Here is an 11,390-nt window from a genome sequence, read left to right on the forward strand (position 1 = left end):
TGCCCGGCGGGCTTTCCCCGCCGGGCACGAGCACCGCGGTCGCCCGCCGAGCCCACCCGGGTACGCCCTGGTGGCCCTCGGCGTCAGGCCGCCGCGGTCGCTCCGATCCGCTCGGAGAACTCGACGAGGCGGTTGGAGAACCCCCACTCGTTGTCGTACCAGCCGAACACCTTGACCTGGTTGCCGACGACCTGGGTCAGCGGCGCGTCGAAGATCGACGAGTACGGGTTGCCGACGATGTCCGCCGAGACCAACGGTGCCTCGGAGTACTGCAGGTAGCGCCGCAGCCGCTGGGAGGCGGCGGCCTCCCGGAACGCGGCGTTGACGTCCTCGACGTCGGCGCTCTGGCGGAGGACCACGCTGAGGTCGGTGATCGAGCCCGCCGCCACAGGTACGCGTAGCGCGGCGCCGGTGAGACGCCCGTCGAGCTCCGGGATGACCTTTCCGATCGCCTTCGCCGCGCCCGACGACGTCGGGATGGTCGAGACGGCTGCCGCGCGGGCCCGGCGCAGGTCGGAGTGCGGCGCGTCGTGGAGCCGCTGGTCACCCGTGTAGGCGTGGATCGTCGTCATCAGTCCCGACTCGATGCCGAACGAGTCGTTGAGCACCTTCGCCAGCGGCGCCAACGAGTTCGTGGTGCAGGAGCCGTTGGAGAAGACGTCGTGGCTGTCCGGGTCGAGCCTGTCGTCGTTCACTCCGAGAACGAACGTGGGGACGTCCCCCTTGGCCGGCGCCGAGATGACGACCTTCCTCGCACCGCCCTTGAGGTGGGCCGCCGCCGCGCCGCCGTCGGTGAAGTGGCCGGTGGACTCGATCACGACGTCGGCGTCGACGTCGCCCCAGGGGATGGTGGCCGGGTCGGACTGGGCGAAGACCCTCATGCGCGTGCCCTGAACGGTGATCGTGTCGCCGTCGACGGCGACGCCGTCCAGATGGCCGGAGACCGAGTCCCACTCGAGCAGGGTGGCAAGCGTGCGGGCATCGGTGAGGTCGTTGACCGCGACCACCTCGATGTCGGCGTTGTTGGCCAGGGCCGCGCGCAGGTAGGTGCGCCCGATCCGCCCGAACCCGTTGATGCCGATGCGTACCGTCATGGCTTCACTTCCTCCCGTTGTTTTCCTGGGTGAGCCCGGTCGGTGCCGCGGCCCGGAGCAGGCCGAGTGCGCCGGCGCGGGCATCGTCGAACGGGCCCGGGTCCTGCTGGGCGATCGCGAGCACGTAGCCGCCCTGCAGGACGGCCATCAGGGTGTTGGCGAGCTGCTCAGGATCGAGGTCGTCCCGCAGTTGGCCGGCGGCGACGGCCTCGCGGAGCACCTTGACCCAGCTGACACGGACCTGGGCGAACGCGCGGGCCACCGGGGCCAGCAGCACCGGGTCCTCGCGGACCTGCGGATCCTGGGTCATCCGGCCGACCTTGCAGCCCTTGAGGGCGTCGCGGGGGCGCATCAGGTATGCCTCGATCCGGGCCATCGGGTCGCCCGGATCGTCGAGTTCGGACGCGGCCGGCAGCAGGTCGGCGACGTTGCGTTCGAGGGCGGCGAGCGCGAGATCGCGCTTGGTCGGGAAGTGGTGGTACATGCTGCCCTGGCCCACGCCGGACCGTTGGCGAACATCACGCGGGCTGGTGTCGGCGTAGCCGCGCTCCCACATGAGCTCGCTCATGGTCTCGACAAGTAGTCGTCGGGTGTCCATGGCATCACTGTACATACCAGTAGGTACAGACCGCTCGTCGACCCGGCCCTGCCCGCTCCTGACCTGGACTACTTCGGCAGAATGGCGGCATGACCGACATTGACTGGGCGCGGCTGCGGGCCGCCGCCACCGAGGCGATGCGGCACGCGTACGCGCCGTACTCGACGTTCCCGGTCGGCGCCGCCGCGCTTGTCGACGACGGCCGCGTGGTGGTCGGCTGCAACGTGGAGAACGCCGCGTACGGGGTGACCCTCTGCGCCGAGTGCGGGGTGGTCTCCAGCCTGCACGCCACCGGCGGCGGGCGCCTCGTCGCGCTCTCCTGCGTCGACGCCACAGGTGAGCCGCTGATGCCGTGTGGTCGGTGCCGGCAACTGCTCTGGGAGCACGGCGGTCCGGAGTGCCTGGTCGAGAGCAAGACCCGGCCGCTGCGGATGGCCGAGTTGTTGCCGCACGCCTTCGGTGTGGAGGACCTGGAAGCCGTCACCGGGGAGACGCCGGTGCCGGTGGTGCCGGAGCGGCTGGCCGCCTGGCGTGGGCGCGGCACCGTCTTCGTGCACCCGGACATGTCCGCCGGCCAGCAGGTCTGGACCGCGTACTGGGAACGGTCGGCCGGCGACGACGTCGGTGCCGAGACCGGTGTGCTGGAGGAGGCGCCGAGCTGGGACGACCCGGCCGAGGCGATCACCTGGGGAATGGCGCGGACCCCGCGGGTGGTAGTGGTGGACGCCACCGGCACCATCTTCTGGGCCGGCGAGGGTGAGCCGCCGTTGGAGATCCCTGTTCGGTGGTCTGGTGGCTGAGGTTGGGGGCGGGGGCCGACCGTGCCCGGCTCCGGGCGGTCAGGCTTGATCCCTCCGCCGGGCACGGTCGGCCCCCGCCCTGACGTGGTCACCGACCCTGTGTGGGTTTCGCCATTCGACTTAGGAAGATCTTCTGATGAGTTCTGGTTTTGCTGCTGTTGACGTCATTCGGGTCAAGCGGGATGGCGGGGTGCTGTCCGACGCGCAGATCGACTGGGTGGTCGACGCGTACACCCGGGGGGTTGTCGCCGACGAGCAGATGTCGGCGCTGGCGATGGCGATCCTGCTCAACGGGATGACCGGGCCGGAGATCGCCCGGTGGACCGCCGCGATGATCGCCAGCGGCGAGCGACTGGACCTCTCGGCGGTGCACCGGCCGACAGTCGACAAGCACTCCACCGGCGGCGTCGGCGACAAGATCACGCTGCCGCTCACCCCGCTGGTGGCGGCCTGCGGCGCGGCCGTGCCGCAGTTGAGCGGCCGGGGCCTCGGGCACACCGGCGGCACGTTGGACAAGTTGGAGTCCATCCCGGGCTGGCGGGCCACGGTCAGCAACAACGAGTTCATCAAGCAACTGGACGAGGTCGGCGCGGTGATCTGCGCGGCCGGCGCCGGACTCGCCCCGGCCGACCGCAAGCTGTACGCGCTGCGCGACGTCACCGGCACAGTGGAGGCGATCCCGCTGATCGCCAGCTCGATCATGAGCAAGAAGATCGCCGAGGGCACCGGAGCGCTGGTCCTCGACGTCAAGGTCGGCTCGGGGGCCTTCATGAAGTCCGTCGACCAGGCCCGCGAGCTGGCTCGCACCATGGTCGAGCTGGGCGGCGCGCACGGCGTCCGGACGGTCGCCCTGCTCACCGACATGTCCACACCGCTCGGCCTGGCCATCGGCAACGCCGTCGAGGTGACCGAGTCGGTAGAGGTGCTTGCCGGTGGTGGACCCGCCGACGTGGTGGAACTGACCCTGGCCCTGGCCCGGGAGATGCTCGACGCGGCCGGTCTGCCGGACGCCGACCCGGCGGCGGCGTTGCGCGACGGTCGGGCGATGGACTCCTGGCGGGCGATGATCCGCGCGCAGGGCGGCGACCCGGACGCGCCGATGCCGACCGCCAACGAGGTCGAGGTGGTCCGCGCCGAGCGGGACGGGCACGTCGCCGCCGTCGACGCGTACGCCATGGGGGTCGCGGCCTGGCGACTCGGCGCCGGTCGGGCCCGCAAGGAGGACCCGGTGAGCGTGCCGGCCGGGGTGGTGTTGCACAAGCGGCCGGGTGACCCGGTACGGGCCGGTGACCCCCTCTACGAGCTGCGCGCCGAGGAACCGTCGCGGATTCCGGGGGCGCTGGCCGAGGCCGCCGAGGCGGTACGGATCGCGTCGTCCGCGCCGACCGCGACGCCGCTTGTCATCGAGCGCGTCGGCTGACCCGAACCGGGGGTCGGGGTGCCATGGTGCCGGTCACCTGGGAGCGCTATTGTCGCAGGCCAAGGGGGGACAACCGGCCTTGAGCCGGCGCGAGCAGACAGGAAGACCCGCCGTGACAGTTGCTGCCCCCAACCCACGTGAGGTGCGTGAGGCGAGCCTGGACGAGCTGTCCCGGCTCGGCCTGCCGTTGCCGCCGGCCCAGTTCCCGCTGGTCTGGGAGCCGGGTGACCAGATCGACCTGCGGCCCACTGTGGAGATCGAGGCACGGATCGCCGTGCTGCACCTGATCCTGGCGCGCTGCTTCGGGATGCCCCCGGAGGCGGCGATGAGCTGGCTGCTCGGCTCACACCTGGTCGAGATGGTCACGCCGCCCGAGTGGCAGTTCGTGATGGGCGGCAAGGGCGACCACCGTTCGTTCGTGCTGCACCACGACGCGCTCTTCGCGCTGGCCTGGGTGCTCGGGTTGAGCAAGCAGCTCGACCCGACGCTGGCCGTGGACGAGCGGCTGGTCGAGCAGTTGCCGCACATCGCCGAGGGGGAGACGTTTCCGCACTGGCGGTCCCGGATCCTCACCGCGCCACAGCACCCGGCCGACGCGGCCGCCCTGCTCGACCTGCACTACTGCCTGGACTGGGCGTACCTGGAGACCGAGCGCGACGGTCGGCGGGCACCGGGCCTGATCGACGCGAACGCCATCGGGCAGCGCCGGTGGGCGCTGGAGTGGGCGGTGATCCTGCGCGGTCCGTACCACGACGAGCCGCCCGGCTGGGAAGAGGTCGACCTCTCCACCTGAGCGTTCAGCGAGGTCGGTACGCGTCCACCCGGACCGCCACCGTCACCCGGACCGGCTCGGGCAGCGCTGCCAACCGGGCGGTGAGCGCCGCCGGGTCGGTGTGCCACGCGTTCGGGCCCATGCCGACCAGCGTGGCGACCTCCGGCCGGGTCAGGGCCAGCTCCGCCCGGTGCACCGCCGAGCTGACCGCTGTGAAGTGCCCGCCCAGGCTGCCGCTCACCCGGTCGGCCTTGTCCGGGTCCACCCGCAGCAGGTCCAGGGCCCCCACCAGTTCGGTGAGGTGGTCGTCGTCCGGCGTGACCACCAGCAGGGTGCCGGCCGGATCGAGCACCCGGTGGAACTCCGGGCCGTTGCGCGGGGCGAAGACGTTGAGCAGCACGGCGGTCGAGGCGTCCGCCAGCGGCAGCCGCTGCCAGGTGTCGGCCAGGGCGGCGGCGGCTCGGGGATGCGCGCGGGCCGCGCGACGCAGCGCCGGCTTCGACACGTCCAGGGCCAGGCCCACGGCGTCCGGCAGCGCCGCCAGCACCGCGCCGAGGTAGCGGCCGGTGCCGGCGCCGGCATCCACCACCAGGGGGTACGCGCCGACGTGGGGCTTCGAGGGGTCGGCGCGTACCTCCGCTGGTGTGTCCTTTGCTCTGCTTACCTCCAGGCGACACTCCTGGGCGGAGACCGGTGCCTCGGTGGGAGCAGAGCCCCGGGGGCGCGACGCGTCGAGACGGCCGATGGCCTCCGTGGCGGCGGTGGCGAGGGCGGCGGAGATGACGTCGTAGTGACCGGCGGCCTGGAAGTCCGCCCGCGCCGCGATCATCTCGGCGGTGTCCCCGACGTGTGGCGCACGACCGGCGAGCAGGTTGACGTAACCCTGGCGGGCGATGTCGAAGCTGTGCCGACGTGGGCAGCGCAGCGCCCGGGTGGTGCCGGCTGTCGTCTCGCTCAGCGGTTCGCCGCAGACCGGGCAGCGCAGCCGGTGCAGGATGCGGGGATCCACGTCAGGCCGCCGGTTCGTGCCGTGGGCGTGGTCGGGGCTGCTGACCGGCGAGGTGGTCGACCACCCGGTGGGTGAGCGCGCCGAGCGCCTCGACCTCGGCCGGAGTGAGCAGGTCGATGAGGTTCCGACGGACGGCGGTCAGGTGACCGGGAGCCGCGGCCTCGATGGCCTCCCGGCCGGCCGGGGTGAGCGCGACTATCGAGCCGCGGGCGTCGTCCGGGCACTCCTGTCGGGTCACCAGGCCGCGTTGCTGCATCCGGGTTAGGTGGTGCGAGAGTCGGCTGCGGGACCAGAGCATCCGATCGGCCAGGTCGCGCAGGCGCAGGCGACCCTCCGGCGACTCGGAGAGGTCGGAGAGCACGTCGTAGTCGGGCTCGGAGAGACCGCTGTCCTGCGTCAGCTGCCGGGCCAGCTCCAGGTCGAGCAGGCGACGCATCCGGCGGTAGCCCCGCCAGGCGCGGTCCTCCCGCTCGTCCAACCACCGTGGCGCGTCCATGCCGGCAGCCTACCCAGATTGTTGACATGTCATCGAACTGCCCCCTACGGTCGATGACATGTCAACGAATGATCTCTGGCAGCTCTTCGGCCAACGCGGGCGTGGGGTGCTTGCCACACTGCGCCGCGACGGCCGGCCCCAGCTGTCGAACCTCGACTACCTGGCCGAGCCGGGGCTCATCCGATGCTCGACGGTCGGCGACCGGGCCAAGGCCCGTAACCTGCGCCGGGACCCCCGGGCGAGCTTCCACGTGACGACCGGCGACGGTGGCGCGTACGCGGTGGCCGACGGCATCGCCACACTCACCCCACCCGCCCGGAGCGAGGACGACGCCACAGTCGCCGAACTGGTCGAGGTCTACCGGCGCATTCGTGGCGAGCACCCCGACTGGGCGGAGTACCGGGCCGCCATGGTCGCCGACGGTCGGGTGGTCATCCGACTCGCCGTCGACCGCGTCTACGGCTGGTCCGGATGAGTGGCCCGGTGAGGATGAGTGGCCTGGTCGGATGGGCGGGAGCCGGCTGACTAGGGTCTGAGCATGGTCGCAACTATCCGGTACGAGGACATCGTCAAGGTCCCGAAGGCGCTGCTGCACGACCACCTCGACGGCGGGCTGCGGCCGGCGACGATCGTCGACCTGGCCGCTGAGGCGGGCCACGAACTGCCCACCACCGATCCCGAGGCGCTCGGACGCTGGTTCGCGGACGCCGCCAACTCCGGCTCCCTGGAGCGTTACCTCGAAACGTTCGCGCACACGGTGGCGGTCATGCAGACCCCGTCCGCGCTGCGTCGGGTGGCCCGCGAGTGCGCGCTCGACCTGGCCGCCGACGGCGTGGTCTACGCCGAGGTGCGCTTCGCCCCGGAGCAGCACCTGGAACAGGACCTGAGCCTGGACGAGGTCGTCGAGGCGGTGCTGGCCGGGTTCGCCGAGGGCGCTGCCCAGGCCGTCGAGGCCGGCCTGACCATCCGGGTGGGCACGCTGCTCACCGCGATGCGGCACGCCGCCCGCTCGCAGGAGATCGCCGAACTGGCCGTCCGGCACCGGGACGCCGGGGTGGTCGGCTTCGACATCGCCGGTGCCGAGGCGGGCTTCCCGCCCACCCGGCATCTGGACGCGTTCGAATACCTGCAACGGGAGAACTTCCACTTCACCATCCACGCCGGTGAGGCGTTCGGTCTGCCGTCGATCTGGCAGGCGATCCAGTGGTGCGGGGCGGACCGGCTCGGCCACGGGGTCCGGATCGTCGACGACATCGCCCCCGACGGCTCGCTCGGTCGGCTGGCCGCGTACGTGCGGGACAAGCGGATCCCGCTGGAGTTGTGCCCCTCGTCCAACGTGCAGACCGGCGCGGTGGCCTCGATCGCCGACCACCCGATCGGCCTGCTGCGGGACCTGCGGTTCCGGGCCACCGTCAACACCGACAACCGGCTGATGAGCGGCACCTCGATGTCGCGGGAGATGTCGCTGCTGGTGGAGACGTTCGGCTACGGCTGGAAAGAGTTGCAGTGGTTCACCATCAACGCGATGAAGAGCGCCTTCATCCCGTTCGACGAGCGACTGCGGATCATCGATGAGGTGATCAAGCCGGCGTACGCCGAGCTGCTGGCCTGACCTCGCTCAGCCGTGCGGGTGGCCGGCGAGCAGGCCGGCCACCCGACGCAGCACCTCCCGGGCGCGGGCCGCCTCCGCGCCCAGCCCGGTCTGCCGACGCAGCACCGCGGGCTCGGCCCGCAGCAGGGCCACGCCGCGCCGGACCAGCACCCGGGGCGCCTTGCGCTGCTCGGACAGGTCGCGGGCCAGCCGGCGCAGGAAGGTCGCCCCACGCGGCCGGCGCAGCGCGTACGCCCCGGCCAGCAGCCCGCGACGGCGGCACTCCTCGACGATCTCGGCGGCGAAGATCCCTTCGGCCACGAAAAGTGGCGATCCGGCGAGATCAAATGACCGGGTGGCCACCCGTCGATCCGCGCCGATCGCATAAACCGGCACATCAGCTCGCCCCTCGCGAGCTAGTCGCGCAATGATTTCCACCGCACTCAGCGCGTCCCAGGACTGCGGTGATTCCCAATCCACCTGGTCGTTTCGTCGCGGCAACGTAGGGTCATCGCCGTCTTTGTAGAAGTCGTCCAAGCAGAGCACCGGTAGGCCGGTTTGCTGCGCTATGTACGACTTTCCGGACCCCGAAGGACCGGCGAGCAGGACAACGCGGTGCGGATGTTTCATTACCTTCAGTTACTCCGGCCAGACGGACTGCTATCAAATCGCATCAACATCTCATCACACCTTCGGTAGGTGACAACCTGGGCTTTCTTCTTGTCGACCGGCGTGATGGAATCTCGGGGGTCCGACCCGCCGGGTCGGTCGCTGGGCGTTGCCCGGAGGCAACGCGTTCAAGCTGTAATCGCGAGGGCGGTGACGTGAGCAAACGGCCAAAGACGGCGGGCTCCTTCCTGTCGCGGCTGCGCCGGCCGGCCAGCCGGCTCCGGGACATGCCGATCTGGTCCAAGCTCGGTCTCATCATGATCGTGCCGACCATCGCCACGGTCGTGGTGGGCACAAGTGGTCTGGTCGACCACGTGGAGACGCTCAACAATGCCAACCGAGCCGGCGACCTGGCGAACCTGTCGAGCTATTCAGGTGACCTGGTCGACAGCCTGCAGGACGAGCGGACCGCCGCCGTGCTGCTGCTGGGCGCGGACGGAACGCAGCCGACGGCGCAGTACCAGGAGGCCTACAACCGGGTCAACTCCCGGGTGGACCAGGACGCGGTCCCCTACCGACAGCAGCGGACCGAGCTCGATGACCTGCCCGGCAGCCTTGACTCGCTGCTCGACGGCATCGACCAGAACCTCCAGGACCTCTCCGGCATCCGCAGCCAGGTGTTCAACGGCAAGCTCGCGCTCACCGAGACCGTCCAGGCCTACGAAGGCCTGATCAGCGACCTGCTCGCCATCCGTGACTCGGCCACGCAGCTCGCCGGCAACAACGACCTGAGCGACCGGATGCGCGCCGCCGCGGCGGTCGCCCGGGAGAAGGAGTTCCTCGCCGCCCGGCGGGTCGTGGTCCACCGCGCGCTCGGCAAGAAGGGTGGCCAGCGGCTGACCCCCGCGCTGCGCACCGACTACATCGCCAGCGGCACCGGCCAGCAGCAGGCGCTGCAGAGCTTCAAGGCCGTCGCCACCCCGGACGACGCGAAGTTCCACGACCAGACTGTCGCGGGCGGCGACCGTCGGGAGGCGCAGAACTACACCGGCTGGATCGACGGCAACACCACCGGCGACATGCGCGACGCGCCGTTCAAGCCGGACCAGTGGGAAGCCGCGATGACGGCCAACGCCCGGCTGATCCGCACCGTCGAGCGCAAGCTCGACAGCGAAGTGGTCGCCGAGGCCGACAATCTCCGCTCCGACGTCCAGCGTCAGGTGTTCCTGGAGACCGGCCTGCTGCTCAGCATGCTGCTGCTGGCCATCCTCTTCGCGTACCTGGTCGCTCGCTCGATGGCCCGCTCGCTCCGTGAACTGCGACAGGGTGCACTCTCCGTCGCCCAGTACGGCCTACCCCAGGCGGTCGCCCGGCTACGCGACCCGCAGGTCGTCGGGCAACTCTCCCCGGTGCAGCTGGCCAACCAGATCGCCGAGCCGTTGCCGGTCCGCAGCAAGGACGAGTTCGGTCAGGTGACCGAGGCGTTCAACGCCGTCCACCTGGAAGCCGTTCGAACGGCCGCGGAGCAGGCCGCACTGCGTGCCTCCGTCGCGACCATGTTCGTCAACCTGGCCCGTCGTTCACAGATCCTGGTCGACCGCCTGATCGGGCACCTCGACCGGCTGGAGCGCGGCGAAGAGGACCCGGACCGCCTCGCCGAGCTGTTCCAGCTCGACCACCTGGCCACCCGGATGCGCCGCAACGACGAGAACCTGCTGGTCCTCGCCGGTGCCGACTCCACCCGTGTCCAGCGGGAGCCGGCCGCGCTCATCGACGTGCTGCGCGCCGCGCAGTCCGAGGTCGAGCACTACACCCGCATCGAGTTCGGTGTCATCGACCGCGACATCGAGGTGGCCGCGCACGCGGTGAACGACCTGGTGCACCTCGTCGCCGAGCTGTTCGACAACGCCACCGCGTTCTCGCCGCCCGACTCGCAGGTGATGGTCGAGGCCCGCCGGGTCGGCGACCGCTCCTCGCTCTACGTCGAGGACCGCGGCATCGGCATCAGCGCCGAGCAGTTGCAGGACCTCAACGAGCGGCTCGCGACGCCGCCGCAGGTGGACGTGGCGGTGTCCCGGATGATGGGCCTCGTCGTGGTCGCCCGGCTGGCGTCCCGGCACGGAGTGCGGGTCGAACTGCGCCCCGGCTCCGACCGCGGCACTGTCGCCGACGTGACCCTGCCCACCTCGGTGCTGGTGCCCCGGGCGCTCTCCGGCCGGGTGCAGCAGCCGCCGGCCCTGCCCGCTGCCGGCGGCCCCCAGCAGGGTGGACCCGCGCCGGTCTTCGGTGCGCTGCCCGCGCTCGGCAACCACCCGCGCTCAAGCGAATCCGGCAACCAGGTCACCCTCGGCGGTCGCCCGTTCGAGCCGGCCGCGCGAAACGGTGCCGGCACCCCCGCCAACACCGGTGCCTACGCTTCGATGCCGGCCTGGTCGGATCTGACCGGTGCGGCCGGGACCAACGGCGTCAACGGCGGTGACGGGTTCACCCCGCGGCCGGCCAACGGCCAGCCGATCGACCCGCTGCCGCAGCGCCGCGCCGGGGACGACACCCCGGGCCAGCAGCCGTCCATTCCCCGGCAGTTGCCGAGCAGCCCCGAGACGCACCCGTACTCGGCGCCGCCGGTCTCCGCGCAGCCGTACTCCGGCCCGCCGGTGTCCGCCTCGCCGGCCTCGGGTCAGCCGTACTCCGGGCACCCCTACTCGGGTGCGCCGTACGGCGGTGCACCGGTCTCCGCCGCCCCAGCCTCGGGCCAGCCGTACGGCGGCGCGCCGGTGTCGGCGTCGCCGGCCTCCGGTCAGCCGTACGGTGGTGCGCCGGTCTCCGCCGCCCCGGCCTCCGGTCAGCCGTACCCGGGTCAGCCGTTCTCGGTGCCGCCCGCCTCCAGCCAGTCGTTCAGCGGGTTCGCACCCCGCTCGGCGCCGCCGGATAACCAACCGTACGGCTGAGCGTGGCACGCCGTTCGGCGGGAACAGGCACTGTCGCGGGAGCGCCACACCAG

At 71.5% G+C, this 11,390-nt stretch carries 10 protein-coding genes and 1 pseudogene; 6 read left to right on the top strand and 5 right to left on the bottom strand.

Annotated features, from left to right (window positions below):
- Positions 1-83: 83 nt before the first annotated feature.
- Both gap and AB0B85_RS28355 read right to left on the bottom strand, forming a co-directional pair.
- Complete coding sequence (gene gap / locus AB0B85_RS28350) at positions 84-1,094, bottom strand: type I glyceraldehyde-3-phosphate dehydrogenase (RefSeq protein WP_357412015.1); 1,011 nt, start codon at positions 1,092-1,094, stop codon at positions 84-86.
- A gap of 4 nt (positions 1,095-1,098) precedes the next feature.
- Positions 1,099-1,692, bottom strand: coding sequence for a TetR/AcrR family transcriptional regulator (locus AB0B85_RS28355; protein WP_357412016.1), 594 nt, complete (start codon positions 1,690-1,692; stop codon positions 1,099-1,101).
- Between the two features lie 89 nt (positions 1,693-1,781).
- On the opposite strand from AB0B85_RS28355, the gene AB0B85_RS28360 reads away from it, so the two are divergent.
- From AB0B85_RS28360 to AB0B85_RS28370, 3 genes are all read left to right on the top strand, one after another.
- Positions 1,782-2,492 carry a cytidine deaminase gene (locus AB0B85_RS28360; RefSeq protein ID WP_357412017.1) on the top strand — a complete coding sequence of 237 codons (711 nt, stop codon included), beginning with the start codon at positions 1,782-1,784 and terminating at the stop codon, positions 2,490-2,492.
- 136 nt (positions 2,493-2,628) lie between these two features.
- Positions 2,629-3,912 (top strand): thymidine phosphorylase, encoded by a 1,284-nt coding sequence (locus AB0B85_RS28365; protein ID WP_357412018.1) that lies wholly within the window; start codon positions 2,629-2,631, stop codon positions 3,910-3,912.
- Between the two features lie 112 nt (positions 3,913-4,024).
- Positions 4,025-4,705 carry a DUF4272 domain-containing protein gene (locus tag AB0B85_RS28370; RefSeq protein ID WP_357412019.1) on the top strand — a complete coding sequence of 227 codons (681 nt, stop codon included), beginning with the start codon at positions 4,025-4,027 and terminating at the stop codon, positions 4,703-4,705.
- A 4-nt stretch (positions 4,706-4,709) separates the two neighbouring features.
- On the opposite strand, the gene AB0B85_RS28375 is transcribed toward AB0B85_RS28370, so the two are convergent.
- Positions 4,710-5,693, bottom strand: coding sequence for a putative RNA methyltransferase (locus AB0B85_RS28375; protein ID WP_357412020.1), 984 nt, complete (start codon positions 5,691-5,693; stop codon positions 4,710-4,712).
- Position 5,694: 1 nt separating this feature from the next.
- Positions 5,695-6,189 carry a MarR family transcriptional regulator gene (locus AB0B85_RS28380; protein WP_357412021.1) on the bottom strand — a complete coding sequence of 165 codons (495 nt, stop codon included), beginning with the start codon at positions 6,187-6,189 and terminating at the stop codon, positions 5,695-5,697.
- Between the two features lie 58 nt (positions 6,190-6,247).
- On the opposite strand from AB0B85_RS28380, the gene AB0B85_RS28385 reads away from it, so the two are divergent.
- Together AB0B85_RS28385 and AB0B85_RS28390 are read left to right on the top strand one after the other, a co-directional pair.
- On the top strand, positions 6,248-6,664 hold the full coding sequence (locus AB0B85_RS28385; protein WP_357412022.1) for a PPOX class F420-dependent oxidoreductase: 417 nt from the start codon (positions 6,248-6,250) through the stop codon (positions 6,662-6,664).
- 63 nt (positions 6,665-6,727) lie between these two features.
- A complete protein-coding gene (locus AB0B85_RS28390; RefSeq protein ID WP_357412023.1) occupies positions 6,728-7,801 on the top strand; it encodes an adenosine deaminase in 1,074 nt (357 codons plus the stop codon).
- Between the two features lie 6 nt (positions 7,802-7,807).
- Here the strand turns inward: AB0B85_RS28390 and AB0B85_RS28395 are convergent, their stop codons facing one another.
- Positions 7,808-8,101 (bottom strand): hypothetical protein, encoded by a 294-nt coding sequence (locus tag AB0B85_RS28395; RefSeq protein WP_231924438.1) that lies wholly within the window; start codon positions 8,099-8,101, stop codon positions 7,808-7,810.
- Between the two features lie 503 nt (positions 8,102-8,604).
- Here AB0B85_RS28395 and AB0B85_RS28400 point away from each other — a divergent pair.
- Positions 8,605-11,151 (top strand): annotated as a pseudogene (locus AB0B85_RS28400) (nitrate- and nitrite sensing domain-containing protein); the annotation flags it as partial.
- Positions 11,152-11,390: the final 239 nt, after the last annotated feature.

It is taken from the genome of Micromonospora sp. NPDC049044, from assembly GCF_040649215.1.
Taxonomy (GTDB): domain Bacteria; phylum Actinomycetota; class Actinomycetes; order Mycobacteriales; family Micromonosporaceae; genus Micromonospora.